General features: G+C 69.4%; 22 protein-coding genes, 4 tRNA genes and 1 pseudogene. 19 read left to right on the top strand and 8 right to left on the bottom strand.

The annotated features are described in order from the left end of the window. Positions 1-121 precede the first annotated feature (121 nt). A pseudogene (locus N788_RS04675) lies at positions 122-1,891 on the top strand (S8 family peptidase); the annotation flags it as partial. A gap of 90 nt (positions 1,892-1,981) precedes the next feature. Further along, entirely contained in the window at positions 1,982-2,254 is a 273-nt protein-coding gene (locus tag N788_RS15050) for a proprotein convertase P-domain-containing protein (RefSeq protein ID WP_244444088.1), read from the top strand. A gap of 62 nt (positions 2,255-2,316) precedes the next feature. Here the strand turns inward: N788_RS15050 and N788_RS04670 are convergent, their stop codons facing one another. The 4 genes from N788_RS04670 to wrbA form a co-directional block, all read right to left on the bottom strand. Then, entirely contained in the window at positions 2,317-3,588 is a 1,272-nt protein-coding gene (locus N788_RS04670; protein WP_034221633.1) for an amidohydrolase family protein, read from the bottom strand. 67 nt (positions 3,589-3,655) lie between these two features. Continuing rightward, a complete protein-coding gene (locus N788_RS04665) occupies positions 3,656-4,144 on the bottom strand; it encodes an asparaginase domain-containing protein (protein WP_034221630.1) in 489 nt (162 codons plus the stop codon). A 23-nt stretch (positions 4,145-4,167) separates the two neighbouring features. Further along, positions 4,168-4,533, bottom strand: a complete 366-nt coding sequence (locus N788_RS13770) for a DUF2069 domain-containing protein (RefSeq protein WP_051924362.1) — start codon at positions 4,531-4,533, stop codon at positions 4,168-4,170. Further along, a complete protein-coding gene (wrbA, locus tag N788_RS04655) occupies positions 4,530-5,123 on the bottom strand; it encodes an NAD(P)H:quinone oxidoreductase (RefSeq protein ID WP_034221628.1) in 594 nt (197 codons plus the stop codon). The genes N788_RS13770 and wrbA overlap by 4 nt, the downstream gene beginning before the upstream one ends. Before the next feature lie 76 nt (positions 5,124-5,199). Between wrbA and N788_RS04650 the strand changes: the two genes are divergently transcribed. The 6 genes from N788_RS04650 to N788_RS04625 all read left to right on the top strand — a co-directional run bounded on the left by N788_RS04650 (position 5,200) and on the right by N788_RS04625 (position 13,403). Then, complete coding sequence (locus N788_RS04650) at positions 5,200-6,483, top strand: YihY family inner membrane protein (protein WP_034221626.1); 1,284 nt, start codon at positions 5,200-5,202, stop codon at positions 6,481-6,483. After that, a complete protein-coding gene (locus N788_RS04645) occupies positions 6,480-7,022 on the top strand; it encodes a TlpA family protein disulfide reductase (RefSeq protein WP_034221625.1) in 543 nt (180 codons plus the stop codon). Before N788_RS04650 ends, N788_RS04645 begins: the two co-directional genes overlap by 4 nt. Positions 7,023-7,119: 97 nt before the next feature. Beyond that, entirely contained in the window at positions 7,120-8,202 is a 1,083-nt protein-coding gene (locus N788_RS04640) for a sensor histidine kinase (protein ID WP_034221623.1), read from the top strand. Then, positions 8,199-9,008: a LytR/AlgR family response regulator transcription factor gene (locus N788_RS04635; RefSeq protein ID WP_034221621.1), complete on the top strand. Its 810-nt coding sequence runs from the start codon at positions 8,199-8,201 to the stop codon at positions 9,006-9,008. Before N788_RS04640 ends, N788_RS04635 begins: the two co-directional genes overlap by 4 nt. Positions 9,009-9,127: 119 nt before the next feature. Next, entirely contained in the window at positions 9,128-12,229 is a 3,102-nt protein-coding gene (locus N788_RS04630) for an efflux RND transporter permease subunit (RefSeq protein WP_034221618.1), read from the top strand. Positions 12,230-12,248: 19 nt separating this feature from the next. After that, positions 12,249-13,403, top strand: a complete 1,155-nt coding sequence (locus tag N788_RS04625; RefSeq protein ID WP_034221615.1) for an efflux RND transporter periplasmic adaptor subunit — start codon at positions 12,249-12,251, stop codon at positions 13,401-13,403. On the opposite strand, the gene ppk2 is transcribed toward N788_RS04625, so the two are convergent. Genes ppk2 through hemA form a run of 4 tightly spaced genes read right to left on the bottom strand, consistent with a single transcriptional unit; the run spans position 13,397 to position 17,017 of the window. Further along, positions 13,397-14,164: a polyphosphate kinase 2 gene (gene ppk2, locus N788_RS04620; RefSeq protein WP_034221612.1), complete on the bottom strand. Its 768-nt coding sequence runs from the start codon at positions 14,162-14,164 to the stop codon at positions 13,397-13,399. The two genes, N788_RS04625 and ppk2, sit on opposite strands and share 7 nt — an antisense overlap. Next, entirely contained in the window at positions 14,165-14,686 is a 522-nt protein-coding gene (moaB, locus tag N788_RS04615) for a molybdenum cofactor biosynthesis protein B (RefSeq protein ID WP_034221609.1), read from the bottom strand. It lies immediately after the preceding gene. After that, positions 14,683-15,768, bottom strand: a complete 1,086-nt coding sequence (gene prfA, locus N788_RS04610) for a peptide chain release factor 1 (protein ID WP_034221607.1) — start codon at positions 15,766-15,768, stop codon at positions 14,683-14,685. The genes moaB and prfA overlap by 4 nt, the downstream gene beginning before the upstream one ends. After that, the gene (gene hemA, locus N788_RS04605) at positions 15,746-17,017 is read right to left on the bottom strand and encodes a glutamyl-tRNA reductase (protein WP_034221732.1); all 1,272 of its coding nucleotides are present in this window, start codon (positions 17,015-17,017) and stop codon (positions 15,746-15,748) included. Before hemA ends, prfA begins: the two co-directional genes overlap by 23 nt. 104 nt (positions 17,018-17,121) lie before the next feature. On the opposite strand from hemA, the gene N788_RS04600 reads away from it, so the two are divergent. The 11 genes from N788_RS04600 to N788_RS04550 all read left to right on the top strand — a co-directional run bounded on the left by N788_RS04600 (position 17,122) and on the right by N788_RS04550 (position 24,281). Further along, positions 17,122-18,774, top strand: coding sequence for a tetratricopeptide repeat protein (locus N788_RS04600; RefSeq protein WP_034221605.1), 1,653 nt, complete (start codon positions 17,122-17,124; stop codon positions 18,772-18,774). Continuing rightward, a complete protein-coding gene (gene lolB / locus N788_RS04595) occupies positions 18,771-19,382 on the top strand; it encodes a lipoprotein insertase outer membrane protein LolB (RefSeq protein WP_034221602.1) in 612 nt (203 codons plus the stop codon). Before N788_RS04600 ends, lolB begins: the two co-directional genes overlap by 4 nt. Then, on the top strand, positions 19,379-20,239 hold the full coding sequence (gene ispE, locus N788_RS04590) for a 4-(cytidine 5'-diphospho)-2-C-methyl-D-erythritol kinase (protein WP_244444087.1): 861 nt from the start codon (positions 19,379-19,381) through the stop codon (positions 20,237-20,239). The genes lolB and ispE overlap by 4 nt, the downstream gene beginning before the upstream one ends. A 25-nt stretch (positions 20,240-20,264) precedes the next feature. Next, a tRNA-Gln gene (locus N788_RS04585) sits at positions 20,265-20,342 on the top strand. Between the two features lie 48 nt (positions 20,343-20,390). Beyond that, entirely contained in the window at positions 20,391-21,347 is a 957-nt protein-coding gene (locus tag N788_RS04580) for a ribose-phosphate diphosphokinase (protein ID WP_034221599.1), read from the top strand. Positions 21,348-21,480: 133 nt separating this feature from the next. Then, on the top strand, positions 21,481-22,167 hold the full coding sequence (locus tag N788_RS04575; RefSeq protein ID WP_034221597.1) for a 50S ribosomal protein L25/general stress protein Ctc: 687 nt from the start codon (positions 21,481-21,483) through the stop codon (positions 22,165-22,167). A 51-nt stretch (positions 22,168-22,218) separates the two neighbouring features. Continuing rightward, on the top strand, positions 22,219-22,800 hold the full coding sequence (pth, locus tag N788_RS04570; protein WP_034221595.1) for an aminoacyl-tRNA hydrolase: 582 nt from the start codon (positions 22,219-22,221) through the stop codon (positions 22,798-22,800). 15 nt (positions 22,801-22,815) lie between these two features. Then, entirely contained in the window at positions 22,816-23,907 is a 1,092-nt protein-coding gene (ychF, locus tag N788_RS04565; RefSeq protein ID WP_034221593.1) for a redox-regulated ATPase YchF, read from the top strand. A gap of 72 nt (positions 23,908-23,979) precedes the next feature. Beyond that, positions 23,980-24,065: transfer RNA gene (locus N788_RS04560), tRNA-Tyr, on the top strand. 31 nt (positions 24,066-24,096) lie between these two features. Further along, positions 24,097-24,170 (top strand) — tRNA-Gly (locus N788_RS04555). A gap of 35 nt (positions 24,171-24,205) precedes the next feature. After that, positions 24,206-24,281 (top strand) — tRNA-Thr (locus tag N788_RS04550). The last annotated feature ends 41 nt before the right edge of the window (positions 24,282-24,322 follow it).

Genomic DNA, 24,322 nt, shown 5'->3' with positions numbered 1-24,322 from the left:
GCACTTTATTCGAGGCCATGCATGGCCCGGCAGGGAAGGGCGTCCCAGGGGACCCGGGGCATGGATGCAAGCACGGCCGCCCAGCGGCCTTCGTTGCAATCACCATTTCGGGGAACCAAAAATCGTGAGCAATAACTCTCGCAAGCTCCGCCTGCGCGGAATCGTCGCGGCCACTTCGCTGGCCCTCGCCGGTTCTTCCTTTGCCGCCCAGGTCCAGACCGCCGGCCTCGAGCCGGGCCAGCAGTTCGACCGCTTCGTCGTGAAGTTCAAGGACAACGCGCCTGAAGCCCAGAACCCCGCCGCCCTGCGTCGTTCGCTGGAAGCCGCGTCCGTCGGCGCCAATCAGGTCATCCAGGCCAACCGCCTGCAGCGTGGCGATGCCCGCGCGCCCAAGCCGCTGGCTGCGCGCCACCTGCGTCGCATGTCGCTGGGTGCCGACGTCATCTCCACCACCCAGAAGCTGGGTGCTGCGGATGCCGAGGCCCTGATGCGCCAGATCGCCGCCAACCCCAACGTCGAATTCGTGCAGGTCGACCGCCTGCTGCAGCACACGCTGGCGCCGAACGACACCAGCTACAGCCAGCAGTGGGGCTATTTCGACGCCGACGCCGGCATCCGCGCCAACGAAGCCTGGGACGTCGCCAACGGCAGCGGCATCATCGTCGCGGTGCTCGACACCGGCCATGTCAGCCATTCCGACCTGAACGCCAACATCCAGGGCGGCTACGACTTCATCAACGACCCGACCGTGGCCGGCGACGGCAATGGCCGCGACTCCGACCCGAGCGATCCGGGCGACTACTACGGCGGCAATGGCTCGAGCTGGCACGGCACCCACGTCGCCGGCACCGTGGCCGCGGTCACCAACAATGGCAAGGGCGTCGCGGGCACCGCCTGGGGCGCCAAGGTCATGCCGGTGCGCGTGCTGGGTCGGGGCGGTGGTTACACCTCCGACATCGCCGACGCGATCATCTGGGCCTCGGGCGGCAGCGTCTCCGGCGTGCCGACCCTGAGCGCCGCCGCCGCCGCCGACGTCATCAACATGTCCCTGGGCGGCAGCGGCAGCTGCGACACCCTGACCCAGAACGCGATCAACAGCGCCGTCAGCCGTGGCACCACGGTGGTCGTCGCGGCCGGCAACAGCAGCGCCAACGTCGCCAACTTCTCGCCGGCGAGCTGCAACAACGTGATCGCCGTGGCTTCGGTCACCAGTTCGAGCTCGCGTTCGAGCTTCTCGAACTACGGCAGCCTGATCGACGTCTCGGCCCCGGGCTCGGGCATCCTGTCCACGCTCAACAGCGGCAGCACCACGCCGGGCAGCGAGTCCTACGCGTCCTACAACGGTACCTCGATGGCCTCGCCGCACGTGGCCGGTGCCGTGGCGCTGGCGCAGAGCCGCCGCCTGGCCCTGGGCCTGTCGCTGTGGACCCCGGCGCAGGTGGAAGCCAACCTGAAGTCGACCGCTTATCCGCTGTCGGGTTCGTGCTCGGGTGGCTGCGGCGCCGGCATCATCGACGCCAACGCGCTGGTGGCCCTCGCCGGTGGCAGCACCCCGCCGCCGCCGCCGCCCCCGCCGCCGCCGGGTGGCGGTTCGCTGACCAAGGGCGTGGCCGTGACCGGCCTGTCGGCCAGCCAGGGTGATTCGCTGTACTACACGCTGTCGGTCCCGTCGGGTGCCAGCAACCTGGTGTTCAACATGTCCGGTGGCAGCGGCGACGCGGATCTCTACGTGCAGTTCGGCAGCCAGCCGACCGACAGCTCCTACGTCTGCCGTCCGTACCTCAACGGCAACAACGAGACCTGCACCATCGCAGCCCCGTCGGCCGGCACCTACCACGTGCGCGTGAAGGCCTACAGCAGCTTCTCCGGCGTCAGCCTGGTCGGTGACTACAGCGAGGGCGGCGGCAGCCAGCCGCAGACCTACAGCAACACCGGCGACTACCAGATCCGCGACCGTTCCACGGTCGAGAGCCCGATCTCGGTGTCCGGTCGCAGCGGCAATGCCCCGAACAACGCCTCGGTGGCCGTGGACATCCGCCACACCTGGATCGGCGACCTCAAGGTCGACCTGGTGGCCCCGGATGGTTCGACCTACAACCTGCACAACCGTAGCGGCGGCAGCTCCGACAACATCATCGGTACCTACACGGTGAACCTGTCGAGTGAGTCGCTCAACGGTACCTGGAAGCTGCGCGTCAACGACAACGCCCGCGGCGACACCGGCTACATCAACAGCTGGTCGGTCACCTTCTGATCCATTGATCCAGGCAAGACCCCTTCGACCCCGGCCTTGCGCCGGGGTCTTTTTGTCCGGGGTCAGGGTTGGGCGGGCATCGGCTCACCGGCGCGCACGCGGACGCGGATGCGGGAAAGCGCCGTCGGATCGCGGAGCGGATCCCCGTCAAGCACCAGAAAGCTGGCCTCGTAGCCTTCCTCGAATCGCCCGATCTTGCGCTGCGGGTAGAGCAATTGCGGGGTGGTCTCCACCAGGGCGCGAAGAAGTGCCGCGTCGTCCATCACCTGCAGGTCCCGAAGGTACGCGTGCTCGACCAGGCTGGTGCCGCCGAAGGCATCGCTGCCAATGGCAATCTGCACCCCGGCCTCCATCAAGCGCCCAAGGTTCTCCCGCTGCAGGGCCTGCACGCGCGCCAGCGCGCCGGCATCGCCGCGAGCCGCGTCGACGGCCTGGTTGGCGGTGGCGATGACGACGATGCCGCGTTCGGCGGCCAGTCGGATGCTCGCGTCGTCGAGGCGATAGTCGCTTTCGTCCCGATCCTTCCAGAACCGGTATCCCGGCAAATGGGAAATCCAGTCCACACCCGCTTGCACCGCCACGTCGAAGTCGGCGGCGGACTCGGTGTGCACGGCCACGCGCAGGCCGGCGCCATGGGCCCGTTCCACCAGAGGGGCGAGCAGGGCCGGCTCCAGGCCATTGATGCCATGCATGGCCGGATCCGTCCGGTGTTCGGGCCGCTCGCTATGCACGAGGATCGCCTTCACCAGATCCGGCGCGGCCGCCTGCACCAGCGGCCATTTCCTTTCGATGTCCGCCACCGTATCCATCACGATGTAGCTCTTGTCGTGGATGTCCTGGACCGGGGCAAGGCTGCCATCGGGCTGCTGGCGCGCCATCCGCAGGGGATGGCCGTCGGCGCTGGAAATGCAGGCGCTGGCGAAAAGGACGTCGACACCGGGCGAAGGCCCGAGGGCTTCGCGCGCTGCGGTCGTGGAAAGCGGGTCGCCGCAAAGCATCGCCGCGTACATGACGCCCTGGTCCACGTATGCCTGGCGCATTCGGGTCACGCCCCAGGCATTTTGCAGGTTGTGGTTGTGGGCCTCGGCGAAGGGCGGCACGACATGGCCGCCCGCCAGGTCGACACGACCGGAGAGCCGGTCGGGTTGCTGCCGGGTCAGGCGACCGTCGACGACGTACCAGGTTGCCGCGACGAACTGCTCGCCGTCGAACCAGCGGCCATTCTCGTAGGCCGTCCCGGACGTAGGCGGAGCGGCCAGGGAAGCGAGTGCCGCCAAACCGGCGCCGAGCCAGGTGGCCAGGGCGACGGGCAGTGCAAACCGGGGTGCCGGCATGGGGATTCCATCATCGAACGGGATCCCCTCGGATGCCGATGGCGCCCAGGGGGTTTAAGCGGCCAGCTCAGCCCGCGGCTTCGAAGCGGTTGGCGGCGACGTTCTTGCGCACCGCCGACGGGTCCCAGATGCGGCCGTTCATGGCGATGTAGACGCCGGGTGGCAGCGACTGCACGGCGCCGACGGCGGTTCCGATATTGAACTCGGCGTCCGAGCCGCGAAAGCGCGCGGGGTTGAGCGCGCCGGTGAGCACGATGGTCTTGCCCGGGATCGCCGACAGTACTTTCGCCGTGTCCACCATCGTGTCGGTGCCGTGGGTCACCAGCACGTGGGCGGCCGGCTGCGCCGCGATGGTCGCGCGCAGCAGCTCGCGGTCGTCGGCGTTGATGTGCAGGCTGTCCTTGCGGATGATCGGGATGACCGTGAAGCGGAAGGCCACGCCCAGTTCCTGCAGGATCCGGCCGATTTGCGGTTCGCCGACCTGGAAGTCGGACTTGTCGTCGAAATACACCTTGTCGATGGTGCCGCCGGTGGTGACGACCAGTAGTTCTTGCATGGGGTTTCTCCTTCGCGGCGCGATTATACGGCCGGCTTGCCGGCGCGGCGGGAAGCGAAGCGCGCACGCATGCCGTCCCAGCTGGCGGCCAGCACCAGCACCGCCGACAGGGCGGCCTCGACCAGGGCCAGGGTGCGGACGTCCGGTGCCGACCAGGCCAGCATCACGCCGTGGCAGAAATACAGCAGGGCGGCCATCGCGGCCCAGAACCCGGTCCGGCGGTGCCGCATCAGCACCAGCACCACGGCCGGCAGGATCGGCAGGCTGAACCACAGGGCCAGCATCCAGGGTGCGGCCTGGGTCGGCGGCACCAGCCACAGGCGCCAGGCCAAATGCAGCGCGAACAGCGCCAGGGTGCAGGCGGCGGTGATCTTCGCGGCGCGCGTCATGCCTGCAGCTTCCGGGCGGTTTCCGCCAGCCGCTTGCCCAGGAACCGCGCCAGGTTCTTCTCGTCGTCGGACAGGGTGGGGTCGTCCCCGGCCCCGGCGACGTGGCTGGCGCCGTAGGGCGTGCCGCCGGTGCGGGTGCTGTTGAGCGCGGCTTCGGTGAACGGGATGCCCAGCACCAGCATGCCGTGGTGCAGCAGGGGCAGCATCATGGTCAGCAGGGTCGACTCCTGGCCGCCATGCTGGGTGGCGGTGGCGGTGAACACCGCCGCGGGCTTGCCCACCAGGGTGCCCGAGGCCCATTCGGCGCCCAGCGAATCGATGAAATGTTTCATCGGGGCCGCCATGTTGCCAAAGCGGGTCGGGCTGCCCAGGGCCAGGGCCACGCATTCGTCCAGGTCGGCGCGACTGGCATAAGGCGCGCCTTCCTCCGGCACGGGGGGCGCCGCGGCCTCGGTGACCGGGGCCACCGGCGGCACCGTGCGCAGGCGCGCCTGCATGCCGGGCACTTCGCCGATGCCCCGGGCCACCTGGCGCGCGAGCGCGGCGACCGAGCCGCCGCGGCTGTAGTACAGGACGAGGACGTCGGGCATGCGGGCACCAGCAGGTTCGGGGAGGCGCCATTATCGCGGATAATCCAGGCGCCGGCCGGTTTGCTACGCTTGCCCGATGCAGATCCCGCAGATCACCCGCACCGTCCGGCAATGGTGGCACCGTCTGGGGCGCGAACAGGTGCAATCGTTCTCGCGCTTTTTGTGGAACCGGTTCCTGGACGATCGCTGCTTCGAAACCGCCGGTGCGCTGGCCTATACGTCCCTGTTCGCGCTGGTGCCGCTGTCGATCGTGGTCTTCGGCATCCTGTCGGCCTTCCCGGTCTTCGATGCCTGGAGCGGGCAACTCACCAATTTCGTGTTTTCGAATTTCGTGCCCAGTTCGGCGCGGGTGGTGGAAAGCCAGCTGCGCGACTTCGCCGAGAGCGCAAGTGATCTCACCGCCACCGGCGTGATCGCGCTGCTGGTGTCGCTGCTGCTGACGATGTGGAGCATCGAGTCGACCTTCAACCGGGTCTGGCGGGTGCCGACGCCGCGCGCGGGGTTGTTGCGCTTCCTGATCTACTGGACCCTGCTGACCCTGGGCACCCTGGGCGCGGTGGCCAGCCTGGCGGTTACGTCCTACCTGTTCTCGCTGCCGGTGTGGTCGGGCGAGGCCACGACCTGGGGGACGCGTTTGCTGGGCTACCTCCCCAATACGGTCGAGCTGCTGGTGTTCACCCTGGCCTATTGGCTGATCCCGCACCGCAGCGTGCCGCTGCGTTTCGCCCTGGCCGGCGGCCTGTTCGCGACCTTGCTGTTCGAACTGGCCAAGCGTGGCTTCGCGGCCTACCTGCTGGGCGTGCCCACCTACGAAAAGTTGTACGGCCAGATCGCGGTGATACCCATCTTCATGCTCTGGCTGTACCTGAGCTGGGTGGTGGTGCTGCTGGGCGCCAGCTTCGCCGCCTCGCTGTCGTCCTTCCGCTACCAGCCCAAGGCCCTGCAACTGCCCGAAGGCATGGAAATGTACGGTTACCTGCGCCTGCTGTGCCGGATGACCCTGGCCCGCCGCGATGGCCATGGCCTGCACATGGCTGAGCTGCAGGAGAGCGAGCCGATGTTCACCGACGACCTGCTCCGACGCATGCTCGGTGGCCTGAGCCGGCTCAACATCGTGCGCCGGGCGGAGGACGGCGCCTGGCTGCTCAGTCGCGACCTGGACGCGGTCAGCCTGGGCGAGCTGCATGAAGGCCTGGCCCTGCGCGTGCCCGGGCCGATACACGGCCTGCCCGGCTACGACGACGCCATCGGCCGGGCCGCCGCCCGCGCCCTGGCCAACCTGCAGCAACCGCTTTCGGAACCGCTGGCCCGCAGCGTCGGCAGTTTCTTCACCCCCGACCCGGATAATCCCCGCCAATGAAGACTCCCCTGATTGCCTGTCTGCTGGCCGCGACCCTGGTCGCCTGCCAGCCTGCCGCCGAGCCGGCGCCCGCCGTGGCCCCGGCGCCCGCCGAGGAGGCGCCGGCGCAAGCCGAACCGCCCGGCATGCCCAGCCATCCGCGCCTGGTCGTGGACACGCTCGACCACGGTGCCTTCGACCTGGCCCAGCAGCGCGGGCACTGGGTGGTGGTCAATTTCTGGGCGACCTGGTGCAAACCTTGCCTGAAGGAAATCCCCGACCTGACGGCCTTCGACGCCGCCCGCGAGGACGTGCAAGTGATCGGCCTGGCCTACGAGGAAATCGAGCCGGCGGACATGCGCGCCTTCCTCGAAAACCACCCGGCCGGTTACCCGATCGCGCTGCTGGACGTTTATGACCCGCCGGCCGATTTCGACACGCCGCGCGGACTGCCGATGACCTACCTGGTCGATCCCCAGGGCAAGGTGGCGAAAAAATACCTGGGCCCGATCACCTCCCAGGAATTGGCCGCCGACATCGCCGCTGCCAGCGGCGGCTGAGCGGCCTTGCGCCAAAGCGTGGTTTGTCCGCGCCAGGGCGTTCAATCCGTGGCGCCTGGCTTGCTAGCATGCCTGCGACCCTGACCCGGACAAGCCCGTGCCGCCACTCGCCGACGACCCACGCACCCGTCGCCTGTTCTGGTGGCTGCAGACCGGCGGCTGGTTCGGATACGCCTGCCTGTCGTACCTGCAGGCCCTGGCCCACGGCAAATCGCCTGATTATTGGCGCCTGAGCTTCGGCGTTGCATTGGCCGGTTTCCTGGTGACCCTGGGGGTCCGCCAGGTCCTGAAGCGCAGCTGGGGCAGGCCACTGCGTGTTTTCCTGCCGCTGGCAGGGGCTTGCGTGGTCCTGGCCACGGGGTTGATGGGCGTGGCCTACATCACCCTGGTGCTGGACTGGTGCGGCGATCAGTGCCGGCCGTCGTCGGGACTGGGTTACCTGGCCTCGGGTACCGGGCAACTCTATGTCGTGCTGAGCTGGGTCGGTTTCTACACCGGCATCAAGTACTACCGGCAATTGCAGCAGCAGTCGCGCCAGGTCCTTGCCGCCACCGCCATGGCGCACGAAGCGCAGCTCAAAATGCTGCGCTACCAGCTCAACCCGCATTTCCTGTTCAATACGCTCAATGCGATCTCGACCCTGGTGCTGGACCGGCAGAACGATGTCGCCAACCGCATGGTCCAGGGCCTCAGTGCGTTCCTGAGGCACTCGCTCGACAGCGACCCCATGCAGCGGGTCACGCTCAAGCAGGAACTCGATGCGCTCAACCTCTACCTGGGCATCGAAAAGATGCGGTTCGCCGAACGGCTGGCCGTCGAGACGCAGGTCGAGCCGGCGTGTTATTCGGCCCTGCTGCCAAGCATGCTGCTGCAGCCGCTGGTCGAAAACGCCGTCAAGCACGCCATCTCTCGCCGCGTGTCCGGCGGACGATTGCGGGTGCGTGCGTCCCGGGACGGCGACACGCTGGTGCTGGCTGTGGCCGACAACGGGCCCGGCGATGATGCCGCGGCCAACGGGCGGCAAGGCAACGGCACCGGCGTCGGCCTGGCCAATACCCGCGAGCGCCTGCGCGTGCTGTACGACGATGCGCAGGCGGTGAAGGTCCGGGCCTGCGAAGAGGGTGGGCTGGAAGTCGAGCTACGGCTGCCCTACGAAACCGGCGGGGCACCGCGGGAATGAACCGGCCGATCCGCACGCTGATCGTCGACGACGAGCCGCTGGCCCGTCGGGGCCTGGAGCTGCGCCTGGCCCAGCAGGCCGACATCCGGATCGTCGGCCAGTGCGGTGATGGCGGCGCGGCGATGAAGGCGGTGTCCGAGCATTCACCGGACCTGATGTTCCTGGACGTGCAGATGCCGGGCCTTGACGGGTTCGGCACGCTGCGGGCGATCCCGGCGACGCAGATGCCGCTGGTGGTGTTCGTCACGGCCTATGACCACTATGCCATCCGGGCGTTCGAAGCCAGTGCGGTGGACTACCTGCTCAAGCCCGTCGACGACAGCCGCTTGCACCAGGCGCTGTTCCGCGTGCGCGAGCAGCTGGGCCAGCGCGACGCGCAGGACCACTGCGCCAGGCTGCTCAAGCTGCTGGGCGACATGAGCGGCAAGCCCGAGCTTGGCCTGGAGGAAGCCCTCCAGGGCGCCGGCGAGCGCCGTCTCGGGGGGCAGGACCGGCTTGCGATCCGCGACGGCCACCGCACCCTTCGCATCGACCTGGCCAGCGTGCGCTGGGTGGACGCGGCGGGCGACTACATGTGCATCCACACCGATGCCGAAACCTACGTGCTGCGCGCGACCATGCGCGAACTCGAGGCACGGCTCGATCCGCGCGAGTTCCCGCGCGTGCATCGTTCCACCCTGGTCAACGCGGCGCGCGTGGTTGCCCTGCGCCCGCACCTGAACGGCGAGCAGTTCCTCACGCTGGACTGCGGCCACGAGATCAAGCTTTCGCGCAGCTATCGCGATCGCATCGAAGTGCTGAAGTAGGGCGTCGGGTAACGGCCCGGCGCATGCCACGAACGGCTCGGCGCGAGTCGTGACGATCGTCATACGACGTGGCCACGGCACCCGCGCACAGTGCCGGCGTCGCCACCCATGACGCCGCTATGAAACTCACCCAGGCATCGCTTTCCAACCCCGCCGCCGTTGCCGTCGCGGTCGCCCTGGTCATGTTGTTCGGCCTGCTGGCGCTGCTGGACCTGCCGCTGCAGCTGTTTCCCGACATCGACCGGCCGCAGGCCTCGGTCACCACGGCCTGGCGCGCGGCATCGCCGCAGGAAATGGAGTCGGAAATCGTCGAACCCATCGAAACCGTGCTCGACGGCCTTCCGGGCCTCGAGCAGATGGACTCGACCGTGAACGCCGGTTTCAGCGTCATCAACCTCACGTTCTCCGTCGGCACCGACATGCAGGCCGCGCTGGTGGAGATCCTCGCGCGCCTGAACCGGCTGCAGCCGCTTCCCCGTGATGCGACGCCGCCGCGCGTGTCCCTGGGCTCGGACGACGCCAACCAGTCGCTGACCTATTTTTTCGTCCAGAAGTTGCCGGGTACGCCGGGGGACATCGGCGACTACCGGCGCCTGGTCGAAGACCGGGTCGTGCCGCGCATCATGGCTGTGGATGGCGTTGCCGGCATCGACATCAACGGCGTTGGTGCCGATGAACTGGTCATCGAGGTGGACCTGGTCCGGGCGGCTGCACTGGGGGTCACGCTGCCCCAGATCGCCGAAGTCGCCGGGCGCGCCACCGACGTCTCGGGCGGGAGCTTCGATGCCGGTCGCCGGCAATACACCCTGCGGTTCGCGGGCCGCTATCCGCCCGAACAGCTGGGCGAGTTGATCCTGGCCTGGCGCGACGGTCGCCCGGTGCGACTGGCCGACGTCGCCACCGTCGGCGTCAAGCCACCCGAGCAGGTCTTTTTTTCCTACCAGAACGGCAATCCGGCCATCGGCCTGCGCATCCGCCGTGAGAGTGGCGCCAACGTGCTGGCGGTGCTGGAGGAGGTCAAGCGGGCGGTGGCCGACGTGCGCGAACAGGAACTGGCGCCGCGGGGCCTCGCGATCGAACAGAGTTTCGACGCATCGGTGTTCATCAATCGCGCCATCGGCTTGCTGTCGGGCAGCCTGCTGGCTGGCGTGGCGCTGGCGGTGGCCTGCCTGTGGTGGTTCCTGCGCAATGCCCGGGCCACCTTGCTGGTGGCCAGCGCCATCCCGATTTCCCTGCTGGCCACGTTCATCGTGCTCCAGCTGACGGGCCGCAGCCTCAACGTGATCTCCCTGGCCGGCCTGGCCTTCGCCGTGGGCATGGTGATGGACGCGGCCGTCGTCGTGGCGGAAAACATCGTGCGCCTGCGCGAGGCCGGCAGGCCGGCCCGGCAGGCTGCGCTCGAGGGCACCCGCCAGGTCGGCGGTGCGCTGTTCGCCTCGACCCTGACCACGGTGGCGGTGTTCCTGCCGGTGATCTTCATGCGCGATGTCGAGGGCCAGCTGTTTTCCGATCTCGCGCTGACGATCTCGATCGCGGTCGGAATCTCACTTCTTGTGGCGCTGACGGTCCTGCCGGCGGCGGCGGGCGGCTGGTTGCACGCCACCACCCGCGCCGAGCCCGCGGCCGGGTATGCGCGGGCCGCCGACTGGCTGATGCGGGCGACCGCCGGTCGCCGGCGCCAACTTGGCTGGGTGTTCGGCGGCGTGCTGGCGCCGGTGCTGGGCGCGCTGGCGTTGATGCCGAACCTCGATTACCTGCCACCAGTGAAGCGCGCCGCGATCGACGTCTGGTTCAACCTGCCGCCCGGCATGAGCCCGGCTGCGGTGGATCGCGAAATCCGCCCGATCCTGGTCGAACGCATGCGGCCCTACATGGACGGGGAAAAGTCGCCTCAGCTGAGCAACTGGTACCTGAGCCTGTGGCCCAATGGCGGCACCCTGGGTGCCCGCGTCGTGGACGAAAGCCAGATCGGCGCGCTTGAGTCGGTCGTCCGAGACGAGGTGGTTTCGGGCCTGCCCGACACCCGGGCGTTCACGGCGGAAGGCAACCTGTTCGGTGGTTTCGGCGGATCGAGCCGCGCCATCTCCATCCACCTCCAGCACGGCGATGGCGAGGCGCTCGCTCGTGCGGCCCAGGTCGGACGCAATCTTCTCGCGGATCGGTTCCCCGGCGCCAACGTGCAGGCCTGGCCGAACGCCGACGGCGCCGCGCCGGAGCTTCGCGTGCAGCCCGACGACCGGCGGCTGTCGGAAGTCGGCTGGCGCCGACCCGAACTTGGAACGGTGGTGCGTGTTCTCGGCCAGGGCGCGTGGCTGGGCGAACACTTCGACGGCGAACGCCGCCTGCCCATCGTGCTGCGCTCACGACGTGACTACGAGGATTCGCCCGTCGAAGGCTTTGCCGCGGCGCCCCTGGCAACGCCGTTCGGCGGCGTGCTCAGCCTGGCCGAACTGGCCGCCGTCGAGACGACCCTGGCGCCCAACCAGCTGCGCCGCGTGGACGGCCGCCGAACGGTCAGCCTGACGGTGGATCCTCCCGCCACGCTTTCGCTGGAGCAGGCGCTGGCGGTCGTCGAGCAGGACATCGTACCGGCCCTGCGCGAAGCCCTGCCGCCCGACGCCGGCCTGCGAATCTCCGGTAGTGCCGACCGCCTGGGCGAAGTCGTGCGCTCGATGGGCGGCAATTTCGTGATGGCCTTGCTGGTGTTGTTCCTGCTGATGGCCGCGCTGTTCCGTTCGCTGCGCGACAGCGCCTTCGTGATGGCGACCCTGCCGATGGCCGTGCTCGGCGGCGTGCTCGCGCTGCGGGTCGTGTCGGTCTTCACCACCCAGACGCTGGATCTTCTGTCGATGATCGGGTTCATCATGCTGCTTGGAATGGTGATTAACAACGCCATCCTGCTGGTCGCGCAGGCGCGCGCCGGCCAGGCCGCCGGGCTCGATATCGACCACGCCCTTGCGCAGGCCCTGTCGCAACGCCTTCGCCCGATCCTGATCGCCACCCTGACCGGCGTCGTGGGCGCACTGCCGATGGCCATCAACCCGGGGCCCGGCGCGGTGATCTACCGCGGGCTGGCCGCGGTGACCGTGGGTGGCGTCGCACTGAGCCTGCTCCTGACCCTGGTGCTGGTGCCGGCGCTGATGCGCCTTTTCGAAAGGCCGGCGCGTGCCGCCTTGCCGGCCGGCGCGGGTCGGGACATCGCGCCTGCCCATCCCGCCTGATGAACCCAGGAGCCGAACCATGACCCACTTGTCAGCCCTTGCCCGTCCCCTCCGGCTGCCGTTGCTGGTGCTTGCCGCCGCCGCCACCGCCACCGCACTGCTGTTGCCGTTGCGGACGCAGTCGCAGGACCAGGCCGCACCGGAACCACCGCCGGCACCCGTGGATGTCGCCGCCGCTGTCGAACTGGCGTTCGCGCCACTGCACTGGGCGCCGGCCAGTGTCGCGAGTCGCGAAGATGCCCGCGTGGCGGCCGAAATCGGCGGTCGCGTGGTTTCGGTGGCCGAAGTAGGCACGAGGCTGCGTCGTGGCGACGCGCTGGCCCGCATGGATGCCGCTGCGCTGGGCCTGGCCGAGCGCAGTGCCATCGCCGAGCACGATCGCCTGCGCGCGCAGCTGGACCTGGCGCGCAGACAGGAGCAGCGCTACCAGGCGCTGGTGGCCGCGGCCGGGATATCCGGGGCCCAGCTGGACCAGGCCGTCTCGGAGCGAAAGATGCGCGAACAGGACCTGGCTTCCGCGCGCGTCGTGCTTGAGCAGGCGCGGCTGGCCCTGCGCCAGGCCACCGTGGTCGCGCCGTTCGACGGCGTGGTCGTGGAGCGTTCGGTCGAACGCGGCGAATTCCTGCTGCCCGGTGCGCCGGTTGCGCGGCTGGTGAACACGCAGGCACTGGAAGTCCGGGCGCGGGCGCCGGTCACGCTGGCGGCGCAACTGCGCGAAGGGGTGCCGGTGAGCCTTCGCCACGGTGGCGAGACCCGGGTCATGCCACTGCAGACGCTCGTGCCGGTCGGGGACGACGCGTCCCGTCAACTGGAGCTTCGCGTTGCACCGGACCAGGCAACACTTGACGCCCTGGGCCTGGTGGTCGGCAGCGCCGTGGAACTCGGTGTTCCCAGCGCCGAACCCCGGGACGTGGTGGCGGTGCCGCGCGACGCCGTGGTGATGCGTGCCGGCGGCAGCCACGTGGTGCGCGTGGGCGACGACCAGGTGGCCGAGCACCTGCCGGTCGAGCTGGGTGCGACGCAGGACGGCCTGGTGGAGGTGCAGGGGGCAGTGCGTCCCGGCGATAGCCTCGTGGTTCGCGGCGCCGAGCGGCTGCAGCCCGGCCAACGGGTGGCGGTGTCGGTGGGCCGGGCTCTTTCGCGCGATGCCCTGGCGGGCGCGATCGCTCAGTAGGCCGTCGCGATGGGTTTTACCGGCCCGGTGTAACGCTCCTTGCCCGGCTTCTTCCCAAGCGGCGGCAGGGTGATGCGGCTGCGCGGCACGGGGTGGTCGGGCAACTGGTCGAGCAGGTGGCGGATCAACGTGAGTCGGCCACGCTTCTGGTCGTTGAAGTCCACCACCGTCCAGGGTGCCTTCGGCCGGTGGGTGGCCTTGAACATGGCGTCGCGGGCGCGACCGTAGTCGGCGTATTTCTCGCGCGCCTTGATGTCGATGGGCGACAGCTTCCAGCGCTTGAGCGGGTCCTTGGCGCGTTCGGCGAAGCGCTCTTCCTGCTGCGCCTGGTCCACCGCCAGCCAGTACTTGAGCAGCAGGATGCCGTCATCGACCAGCATCTGCTCGAATACCGGCACCTGGCGCAGGAAAGCCTTCACCTGGTCGGGCGAGGCATAACCCATCACTTTCTCGACGCCGGCGCGGTTGTACCAGCTGCGGTCGAACAGGGTGATCTCGCCCGCGGCCGGCAGGTGCGGCACGTAGCGCTGGAAATACCACTGGCCCAGTTCGCGTTCGCTGGGCTTGGCCAGCGCGACGACGTGGGTGCGGCGTGGGTTGAGCGTCTCGGCGATGGCGTTGATGACGCCGCCCTTGCCGGCGGTGTCGCGGCCTTCGAACAGCACCACCAGGCGCTTGCCGGTGTGCTCGAGCCAGCGCGCGACCTGGTTGAGTTCGACCTGCAGCGGTTCGAGGGCTTTTTCGTATTCCTTGCGTTTCATTCAGGACTCCCGGAGTCGCGAACGCAGGCCGGCCAGGTTGCAGGGCCGGGTGCGCGCATCGAGCTGGGGCCGGATCAGCTTTTCCCAGCCGGTCCGGCAGGCCGAGGTCGAGCCGGGCAGGGCGAACACGAAGGTGGCGTTGGCCAGGCCGGCGAAGGCCCGTGACTGCAGGGTGCTGGTGCCGATCTCGTCGAAGCTCAGCACCCGGAACATCTCGCCGAAACCGGGCATCGCCTTGTCCAGCAGCGGCTCGATGGCCTCGGGCGTGGAGTCGCGGCCGGTGAAACCGGTGCCGCCCGTGACCAGGATGCCGTGCACCTCGTCGTCGGCGATCCAGCGCGACACGATGGCGCGCAGCGCGTATTTGTCGTCGCGCACGATCGCGCGCTCATGCAGCCGGTGGCCGGCCCCGGCCAGCGCCTCGCACAGGAAATCGCCCGAACTGTCCTGCGCCGGGCCGCGGGTGTCGGAGACCGTCAGCACGCACAGCGACAGTGGCTGGAAGTCGGCGCCGGCGCTCATGCGGCCTCCGTCAGGAGCTTGAGTTCGTCGGCCTGGTGTTCGCGCGTGAGGCGGTCGACCAGTTCGTCCAGGTCGCCTTGCATCACCTGCGGCAACGCGTACAGCGTCAGGCCCTCGACGCGGTGGTCGGTGATGCGGCCCTGCGGGAAGTTGTAGGTGCGGATGCGCTGGCTGCGGTCGCCGCTGCCGACCTGCAGGCGGCGCGATTGCGCCTGCACGGCCGCCTGCCGGGAGCGTTCCTCGTCCAGCAGCCGCGCCTTGAGCAGCGACATCGCCCGCGCGCGGTTCTTGTGCTGGCTGCGCTCGTCCTGGCATTCGACCACGATGCCCGAGGGCAGGTGGGTGATGCGGATGGCCGAGTCGGTCTTGTTCACGTGCTGGCCGCCGGCGCCGGACGCGCGGAAGGTGTCGACGCGGATGTCGCCGTCGCGCACCTCGACCTCGTCCACTTCGTCGAGTTCGGGAAGGATGGCGACGGTCGCCGCCGAAGTGTGGATGCGACCCTGCGATTCAGTGGCCGGAACGCGCTGCACGCGGTGGGTGCCGGACTCGAACTTGAGCCGGGAATAGGCGCCGCGGCCCTCGACGCGGGCGACGATTTCCTTGTAGCCGCCGTGTTCGCCGTCGCTGGCCGACACCACTTCGACGTTCCAGCCCCGGCGCTCGGCGTAGTGTGCGTACATGCGGAACAGGTCGCCGGCGAAGATCGCCGCCTCGTCGCCGCCGGTGCCGGCGCGGATCTCCAGGAACAGGTTGGCCTCGTCGCGCGGATCGCGTGGCACCAGCAGCAGGGCCAGGGATTCGTCCAGCTCGGCAAGGCGTCGCTGCGCGGCGGGGATTTCCTCTTCGGCCAGTTCGCGCAGTTCCGGGTCGGCGCGCATGGCCTCGGCGGCCTGCAGGTCGCGCTGGGCCTGGGCCCAGGCCGCCAGGCCGGCCACCACCGGCTCGAGCTGGGCGTATTCCTTCGACAGGTTGCGAAACCGCGCGTTGTCGGCGTGCACGCCGGGGTCGGCGAGCAGGCGGCCGACTTCCTCGTGGCGCTCGGCCAGGGCTTCGAGCTTACGGCGCAGGCCGGGTGTCATCGTCGTCCTTGTAGAGGCGTTCGGCGGCCCGCAGCAGGTCGAGGTCGCCGTCGAGCGCGGCCTGGCGCAGGGCGCTGCTGGGCCCGTGAAGGAGCTTGTTGGTCAGCTGGTGTGCCAGCAGGCCCAGCACTTCTTCGACCGGACGGCCGGCGGCGAGTTGCTCGCGGGCGCGCGCCAAGGCATCTTCGCGCGCCAGTTCACCGCGATTGCGCAGCGCCTTGAGCGCATCCTGCCGCCCCTGGGCCCGCCACCAGGCCATGTAGTGCTCGACCTGCAGGTCGATGATGGCCTGGGCCTGTTCGGCGGCCTCGCGGCGCGAGGCGCGGTTTTCCTCGATGACCTGCTCGAGGTCGTCGACGGTGTAGAGGTAGACGTCGGGCAGGCCGGCGACGCTGGCTTCGATGTCGCGCGGCACCGCCAGGTCGAGCATGAACACCGGGCGGTGGCGGCGCGCCTTGAGCGCGGCCTTGACGCTGTCGTGGCGCAGCACCGGCTCGCGCGCGGCGGTGGCGGTGATGATGATGTCGGCCTCGGGCAGGTGGCGCGAAAGCTCGGACAGCGGCAGCGCGTAACCGCCGTGCCGGCTGGCCAGGGCCTGGGCGTGCTCGAGCGTGCGGTTGGCGACCAGCAGGCGCTTGGCCCGGGCATCCACCAGGTGGCGGGCGGCGAGTTCGATGGTGTCGCCGGCGCCGACCAGCAGCACGGTGGCGCGGTCGAGTTCGCTGAATACCTGGCGCGCCAGCCGCACCGCCGCGTAGGCGACCGACACCGGGTGCGCACCGATGCGGGTGTCGGTGCGCACGCGCTTGGCGACCTGGAAGCTTTGCTGGAACAGGCGGTCGAGCGGGGTGCGCAGGCGCTGCTGGCCGCGCGCGGCCTGCCAGGCGTCCTTCACCTGGCCCAGGATCTGCGGTTCGCCCAGGACCAGCGAGTCCAGACCGGTGGCGACCCGGAACAGGTGGCGCACGGCCTCGTCGTCCCGGTGCAGGTACAGGTAGTCCGACAGCGTCGAGGGCGCCAGCCCGTGGTAGTGCGCCAGCCAGTCGGCCACGGCGCCCTCCTGGCCGTCGTCGACCTGGGCATAGATTTCGGTGCGGTTGCAGGTCGAGAGCAGCGCCGCTTCGGCGACGCCGGCCACCGCGCCCAGCCCGTCCAGGGCCGCCGGCAACTGCCCGGCGTCCAGCGCCACCCGTTCGCGCAGGGTCAGCGGCGCGGTCTGGTGGTTGAGGCCAAGGGCGAGCAGGGGCATGGGCGGTCGGCTGGGTCGTTGGCGGCCCGCCATGCGCTAAGCTCTGGCGGGCTGGGCTCTCGTGGATTCCGGCGCATAGTCTAGCCGGTGCCCGACAAAACCCCATGACCTGGAGCAAATCCCGTTCAATCGCCGTCCTTGCCCTGGCCCTGGCCGGAGCGCTGCCGGCGGCTGGGCGCACCAGCCAGGTGCTCGAACCGGTGATGGCGGGGGAATTCGCCCTGCAGGCCGGCGACCTGGCCCAGGCGGCCCGGCACTACCTGGTGGCCGCGCAGGGATCGCAGGATCCCGGCCTGGCCGAGCGCGCCGCGCGCATCGCGCTGATGGCCGGCTTGGCCGAGCCGGCTGCGGCGGCGATCGCGCGCTGGCGCGAGCTGGCGCCCGGGTCGCACCAGGCCGCGGCGGCGGCCATCCAGCTGGCACTGGGCCAGGGGGACGTGGCGGCCGCCACCGCCGAAGCAAGCGTGCTGATGGACCCGTCGAAACCGGGAGGCTTCCCGGCCCTGCTCTCGGCGCTCGGCGACGCCCGCGACGGTCGCGCCGCGGCGGCGCGCCAGGTGCTGCGTGCCCTTTACGAAAACGACCGGATGCCGGCCACCCTGGGCGGCTGGCTGGCCGTGGCCGGCCTGGCCCGCCGGCTCGAGGACCGTCCGCTGGCCGAGCGCCTGGTGGTCGAGGGCGTTGAACGTTTTCCCGACGACCCGCGCGCCTTGCTTCTTGAGTCGGCGCGGCTGCGCGAGCAGGGCCTGGACGAGGCTGCCCGCGAACGCCTGGCCGCCCTGGGCGATCCGGCGGAGCTCGACCCCGGGCTGCGCCGGGCCGCGGCGCGCCAGTACGCCCTGCTGGGCGACCGCATCGCCGCCGCCGCCACCCTGGGGCATGGCCCGCAGGACGAGGCCAGCCTTCGCCAGCGCGCCCGCTGGCTGATTGCCGACGGCAGCCGGCCGGCCATCGCCGGGCTGTATGCGGAAATCGTCGGTTTCGACGCCGCACCGCCTCCGGAGCGCCGCCTGCTGCTGGGCCTGCTCGCCGAAAGCCTGCTGCGCTGGGATGAAGCCCACGCCTGGTACCGGTCGGTGCCGCGCGGTCCGGGCCACGACCAGGCGATGCTGCGCCGGGCCGGTGCCGAAGGCCGGCTCGGCCGCATCGGGCAGGCGCTGGCGACCCTGCACGAACTGCAGGTGGACCAGGCCGCCGACGGCGAGTACATCCGCGATGCCTACCTGCTCGAGGCCGAGCTGCTCGAGCGCCGGGGGCGCGGCGACGACGCGCTCGCCGCCCTGGGCCGGGCGCTCGAGGTATTCGAGGCCGACCCGGCGCTGCTTTATGCCCGCGCCATGCTGCACGAGCGGGCAGGGCGCATCGACGACTCTCTGGCCGACCTGAAACTCATCCTCGACGACAACCCCGACAGCCACCAGGCGCTCAATGCCTATGGTTACGCGCTGGCCGTGCACCGCGAGGCCTGGGCGGAGGCATTGCCCTACCTCGAACGCGCGCTCGAACTGTCCCCGGGCTCCGGGGCCATCCTCGACAGCGTCGGCTGGGTACATTTCAAGCTGGGGCGGCATGACAGCGCCCTGGACCTGCTGCGCCGGGCCTGGGAGGCGCGTCGCGACCCCGAGATAGCCGCCCACCTGGGCGAGGTACTCTGGCAGGCCGGCGAAAAAGCCCAGGCCCGCGACATCTGGCGCAGCGGCCTGCGCCTGGACCCGGACAACCCTGCGCTCAAGCGCGCGCTGGAGGCTGGTGAATGAGGTTCCTGGATTCCCGATGGCGCTGGTGCATTCCGGCGGCCCTGGTCGTGGCGGTGGCGGCGTGCGCGCCGGCGCCCGTCCGAACCCGTGTTGACGCCGGCCTGCTGGCGGCGCAGGCGGCGCACGAGGCGGCGCTGCTGGCGCAGCCGGACTGGCAGCTGCAGGGCCGGCTGGCGGTCAGCGCGGCGGGCGAGGGCGGCAGTGGCCGCATCGACTGGGTCCAGCACGGCGAGGACTTCGACATCCGCCTGTCGGCCCCGGTCACCCGGGCCAGCTGGCGCCTGCAGGGCGGGCCCGGCCAGGCCCGGCTCGAGGGCCTGGACGGTGGCCCGCTGGCCGGCTCCGATGCCCGGGAGCTGCTGGCCCAGGCCACCGGCTGGGACATCCCGGTGCAGGCGCTGGCGTACTGGGTGCGCGGCAGTCGCGCCCCGGGTCCGGCGCAGATCGAGTTCGGGCCCGAGGGGCGGCCGGCGCTGATCGTGCAGCAGGGCTGGACCGTCGAATACCGGGACTGGACCACGGACGCGGCACCGCGTCCGCGCCGGGTGTTCGCCCGCCGGGACGAGGCGTCGGTGCGCCTGGCGGTGGACGCCTGGGAGGTTCCGTGACCCCCCGCGGGGACTGGAGCGCCTGGCCGGCACCGGCCAAGCTCAACCTCTTCCTGCGCATCGTCGGCCGGCGGCCGGACGGTTATCACCGGCTCCAGACCGTCTTCCAGCTGCTCGACTGGGGCGACATCGTCAGGCTGCGGGTCCGCGAGGACGGCCAGGTCCGTCGCGAGGCGACCGAAGGTTACGCCGTCCCCGAAGTCGAGGATCTGGTGGTTCGTGCCGCCAAATTGCTCAAATCAGAGGCGAAAACCACCCTTGGTGTCGACATCGTCGTCGAAAAGAAAATACCGCTCGGTGGCGGCTTCGGCGGTGGGTCTTCCGATGCGGCGACCGTGCTGGTGGCGCTCGACCACCTGTGGGGCACGGGCCTGGGCGAAGCCCGGCTGGCCGTGCTGGGGCTGGCGCTGGGTGCCGACGTGCCGGTGTTCGTGCGCGGTCGAAGCGCCTGGGCCGAAGGGGTGGGCGAGCTGCTGACCCCGCTGGACCTGGGGCCGGCCAGCTACCTGCTGGTCGATACCGGGGTCAGCGTGCCCACCGCGGAGCTGTTCCAAGCGCCTGATTTGACCCGGGATGCGCCGGCAGCGACAATATCCGACTTCGCTTCGGGCCCTAGCCTCGGGAATGCCTTCGAGCCGGTGCTGCGTCGTCGTTTCCAGGCCGTTTCCATGGCCCTGGACACCCTGGCGCGCTTCGGTGCGGCGGCCCTCACCGGGACCGGCGGCGGCTGTTTCGTGCGTTTCGACGCGCGTGCCGACGCCGAGGCCGCACTGGCAAGCCTTCCCGCGGGAATGCGCGCCTGGGTGGCCGGCGGCGTGGATGTGTCGCCCTTGCACCGGGCGCTGTCCTCGTCCTAGGGACTGCAGCGAAACGATCCAGCGGTGGGGCGTCGCCAAGTGGCCTAAGGCACCGGGTTTTGATCCCGGCATTTCGTAGGTTCGAATCCTACCGCCCCAGCCATCCGACGCATCGCCGGTCCTGCCACCCTCAACGCGGAAGCCAGCCACCATGAGCAAGCAAAACCTGCTCGTTTTCACCGGCAACGCCAACCGGCCGCTCGCGCTGGCGGTGTGTCGCCAGCTGGGCATTCCGCTGGGCAAGGCGCAGGTGGGGCAGTTCTCCGACGGCGAATGCCAGGTCGAGATCGAGGAAAACGTGCGCCGGCAGGAGGTCTTCGTCATCCAGTCGACCTGCGCGCCGACCGCCGAGAACTTCATGGAACTGCTGGTGCTGATCGACGCGCTCAAGCGCGCATCGGTCGCCAGCGTCACCGCGGTCGTCCCGTACTTCGGCTACGCCCGCCAGGACCGTCGCATGCGTTCGGCGCGCGTGCCGATCACCGCCAAGGTCGCCGCCAAGATGTTCACCGCGGTCGGCGCCGACCGGGTGCTCACCGTCGACCTGCACGCCGACCAGATCCAGGGTTTCTTCGACATCCCGGTCGACAACGTCTACGCCTCGCCGCTGCTGCTTGCCGACATCTGGCGCAGCCACGGCACCGACAACCTCATCGTGGTCTCGCCCGACGTCGGCGGCGTGGTGCGCGCCCGTGCCATCGCCAAGCGCCTGGACGACGCCGACCTGGCGATCATCGACAAGCGCCGCCCGAAGGCCGGCGTGGCCACGGTGATGAACATCATCGGCGACGTCGAAGGCAAGACCTGCGTGCTGGTGGACGACATCGTCGACACCGCCGGCACCCTGTGCGCCGCCGCCGCCGCGCTCAAGGCCAATGGCGCCAAGCAGGTGCTGGCCTACTGCACCCACCCGGTGCTTTCGGGCGCGGCGATAGCCAACGTCACCAATTCCCAGCTCGACGAGCTGGTGGTCACCGACACCATTCCGCTCTCGGAAGCCGCACGGGCCTGCCCGCGCATCCGCCAGCTCAGCGTCGCCGAGCTGTTGGCCGAAACCATTCGCCGCATCGCCTTCGGCGAATCGGTGAGCTCGCTGTACGTGGATTGACCCCGGGCGGGGCATCGGGCATCGGCGTTTCGCGCCAATGCCCGATTCCCGGAACGGGAACGACGCGGGGCCTGGTCGCGGGCATCGCGGAACGCGCCATCACGGCGCATCACCTGAAGAAGGCAACACCAACATGGCTACCAATCACAATCTCACGGCCACCGGCCGCAAGGACGAGGGCAAGGGTGCGAGCCGCCGTCTCCGTCGCAGCGGTCACGTGCCGGCCATCGTTTATGGCGGTCACCAGGACCCCATGAGCATCCAGATCGAGCACAACCACCTGTGGCTGACCAGCCAGCACGAGTGGTTCTACTCGGCCATCCTCGACCTCGACGTCGACGGCAAGGTCCAGAAGGTCCTGCTGCGTGACATGCAGCGCCATCCGTTCAAGCAGCAGATCCTGCACCTGGACTTCCTGCGCGTTTCCGAGAACGAAGCCCTGCGCGCCAAGGTGCCGCTGCACTTCGTGAACCAGGAAAAGTCCCCGGCCGGCAAGTCCGCGGGCGTCGTGGTCACCCACGAGCTCAACGAAGTCGAAGTCAGCTGCCTGCCCAAGGACCTGCCCGAGTTCCTGGAAATCGACCTGGCCGAGCTGGTCGTCGGCGACATCGTGCACCTTTCGCAGATCAAGCTGCCCAAGGGCGTCACCATCCCGGCCCTGGCCCACGGCGGCAAGGAACATGACCTGGCGATCGTGATCGCCCGCCATGCCCGCGTCGAGGTCGAGGAAGAAGCCGAAGCCGCGCCGGAGGCCTCGGCCGAAGTGCCGGCCGCCAAGGTCGCCAAGCCCGAAGCCGGCGACGCGGCGAAGAAGAAGTAATCCCTGCCGCCGCCCCGGCCCTGGCCGGGGCGGCGGAAGAGGACAGCGCCCGTGTCATCGCTACGACTCATCGTCGGCCTGGGCAATCCCGGTGCCGAACACGCCCGAACCCGGCACAACGCCGGGTTCTGGTTTCTGGACGCCCTGGCTGAACAGGCCGGTGCGCGTTTTGGCCTGGAATCGAAGCTGCACGGCGAGACCGCGCGCATCGACCTGGGTGGCCACACGCTGTGGCTGCTGCGCCCGGCCACCTTCATGAACCTGTCGGGACGGTCCCTTTCCGCGGCCTTGCGCTACTGGAAGATCGAACCCGAGCAGATGCTGGTCGCCCACGACGACCTGGACCTGCCGCCCGGCGTGGCCAGGCTCAAGTTCGACGGCGGCCACGGCGGCCAGAACGGCCTGCGCGACACCATGCAGCACCTGGGCCACGGCAAGTTCCATCGCCTGCGCATCGGCATCGGCCACCCCGGCCACAAGGACCGGGTGACGTCCTGGGTGCTGGGCAAACCCGGCAAGGACGACGAAACGGCCATCCGCCACGCCATCGACGACGCCCTGGCGGTGCTGCCGCTGGCGATCGACGGTCGCCTGCCCGAAGCCATGAAGCGCCTGCACACCCCCAATTCCTGAGGAAGAAGACCCCACATGGGCATCAAATGCGGCATCGTCGGCCTGCCCAACGTCGGCAAGTCCACCCTTTTCAACGCGCTCACCAAGGCGGGCATCGCCGCGGCCAACTTCCCGTTCTGCACCATCGAGCCCAACACGGGCGTGGTGCCGGTGCCGGACCCGCGCCTTGCCCAGCTGGCCGGGATCGTCAAGCCGCAGAAGGTCATCCCGACCTCCTTCGAGTTCGTCGACATCGCCGGCCTGGTGGCGGGCGCCTCCAAGGGCGAGGGCCTGGGCAACAAGTTCCTGGCCCACATCCGCGAGGTGGACGCCATCGCCCACGTGGTGCGCTGCTTCGACCACGCCGACATCGTGCATGTGGCCGGCAAGGTGGATCCGATCTCGGACATCGAGACCATCGACACCGAACTGGCCCTGGCTGACCTGGATTCGGTCGAAAAGGCGCTCAACCGGGCCGAACGCGAGGCCAAGACCGGAAACAAGGACGCGATCGCCCGCAAGGAGGTCCTGGCGCGGCTGCGCGCCGGCCTCGACGAGGGCACCCCGGCCCGGGCGCTGGCGCTGTCGGACGAGGACAAGGCGGTCGTGCGCGACCTGTTCCTGCTGACCCTCAAGCCGGTGATGTACGTGGCCAACGTGCTCGAGGACGGCTTCGAGAACAACCCGATGCTCGACCTGGTCAGGGCCCGCGCCGAGCGCGAAGGCGCCCAGGTGGTGCCGGTCAGCGCCGCCATCGAAGAGGAAATGTCCCAGCTCGAGGACGCCGACCGGGCCGAATTCCTGGCCGAAATGGGCCTGGACGAGCCGGGCCTGAACCGCGTCATCCGGGCCGGTTACGCGCTTTTGGGCATGCAGACCTACTTCACCGCCGGCGTGAAGGAGGTCCGCGCCTGGCAGGTCCGCAAGGGCGCCACGGCGCCCCAGGCGGCCGCCGTGATCCATACCGACTTCGAAAAGGGCTTCATCCGGGCCGAAACCATCGCTTTCGACGACTTCATCAAGTACCGGGGCGAGTCCGGGGCCCGCGACGCCGGGCGCCTGCGCCTGGAGGGCAAGGACTACCTGGTGCAGGAAGGCGACGTCCTGCATTTCCGCTTCAACGTGTGACCGCCCGGAAATTAGTGTGCCAAGGGCGTTGACATTTGGGTCCTTGGCGATGAAAATTACGGGCTCCCTGACGGAGGGATACCCAAGCGGCCAACGGGGGCAGACTGTAAATCTGCTGGCTTACGCCTTCGGTGGTTCGAATCCACCTCCCTCCACCATCCGGCAAGGCCAGTAGATCGGTTTCGCAGGGCGGGAGTAGTTCAATGGTAGAACCTCAGCCTTCCAAGCTGATCATGCGGGTTCGATTCCCGTCTCCCGCTCCATTGGATTGAAGTTCCACCGTTCGACCCAAAATTCCGCTCATGTAGCTCAGTCGGTAGAGCACTTCCTTGGTAAGGAAGAGGTCGCTGGTTCGATTCCAGTCATGAGCACCACCTTTCCTTGAATCCACCGGGTACACGCTAATGTCCAAGGG

It is taken from the genome of Arenimonas donghaensis DSM 18148 = HO3-R19 (genome assembly GCF_000743535.1).
GTDB lineage: Bacteria > Pseudomonadota > Gammaproteobacteria > Xanthomonadales > Xanthomonadaceae > Arenimonas > Arenimonas donghaensis.
The sequence above is the reverse complement of the archived record's forward strand: the minus strand, read 5'-3'. Positions and strand labels throughout refer to the sequence as shown.

Bases quoted from the DNA above. Each gene is read 5' to 3' on its own strand.
- prfA (WP_034221607.1), bottom strand. From the start codon at position 15,768: ATGACACCCGGCCTGCGCCGTAAGCTCGAAGCCCTGGCCGAGCGCCAC.
- N788_RS04580 (WP_034221599.1), top strand. From the start codon at position 20,391: ATGAGCAAGCAAAACCTGCTCGTTTTCACCGGCAACGCCAACCGGCCG.
- N788_RS04600 (WP_034221605.1), top strand. From the start codon at position 17,122: ATGACCTGGAGCAAATCCCGTTCAATCGCCGTCCTTGCCCTGGCCCTG.
- N788_RS04625 (WP_034221615.1), top strand. From the start codon at position 12,249: ATGACCCACTTGTCAGCCCTTGCCCGTCCCCTCCGGCTGCCGTTGCTG.
- N788_RS04630 (WP_034221618.1), top strand. From the start codon at position 9,128: ATGAAACTCACCCAGGCATCGCTTTCCAACCCCGCCGCCGTTGCCGTC.
- N788_RS04665 (WP_034221630.1), bottom strand. From the start codon at position 4,144: ATGCAAGAACTACTGGTCGTCACCACCGGCGGCACCATCGACAAGGTG.
- N788_RS04635 (WP_034221621.1), top strand. From the start codon at position 8,199: ATGAACCGGCCGATCCGCACGCTGATCGTCGACGACGAGCCGCTGGCC.
- N788_RS04670 (WP_034221633.1), bottom strand. From the start codon at position 3,588: ATGCCGGCACCCCGGTTTGCACTGCCCGTCGCCCTGGCCACCTGGCTC.
- lolB (WP_034221602.1), top strand. From the start codon at position 18,771: ATGAGGTTCCTGGATTCCCGATGGCGCTGGTGCATTCCGGCGGCCCTG.
- N788_RS04575 (WP_034221597.1), top strand. From the start codon at position 21,481: ATGGCTACCAATCACAATCTCACGGCCACCGGCCGCAAGGACGAGGGC.
- ppk2 (WP_034221612.1), bottom strand. From the start codon at position 14,164: ATGAAACGCAAGGAATACGAAAAAGCCCTCGAACCGCTGCAGGTCGAA.
- N788_RS04650 (WP_034221626.1), top strand. From the start codon at position 5,200: ATGCAGATCCCGCAGATCACCCGCACCGTCCGGCAATGGTGGCACCGT.
- N788_RS04645 (WP_034221625.1), top strand. From the start codon at position 6,480: ATGAAGACTCCCCTGATTGCCTGTCTGCTGGCCGCGACCCTGGTCGCC.
- ychF (WP_034221593.1), top strand. From the start codon at position 22,816: ATGGGCATCAAATGCGGCATCGTCGGCCTGCCCAACGTCGGCAAGTCC.
- hemA (WP_034221732.1), bottom strand. From the start codon at position 17,017: ATGCCCCTGCTCGCCCTTGGCCTCAACCACCAGACCGCGCCGCTGACC.
- N788_RS13770 (WP_051924362.1), bottom strand. From the start codon at position 4,533: ATGACGCGCGCCGCGAAGATCACCGCCGCCTGCACCCTGGCGCTGTTC.
- wrbA (WP_034221628.1), bottom strand. From the start codon at position 5,123: ATGCCCGACGTCCTCGTCCTGTACTACAGCCGCGGCGGCTCGGTCGCC.
- moaB (WP_034221609.1), bottom strand. From the start codon at position 14,686: ATGAGCGCCGGCGCCGACTTCCAGCCACTGTCGCTGTGCGTGCTGACG.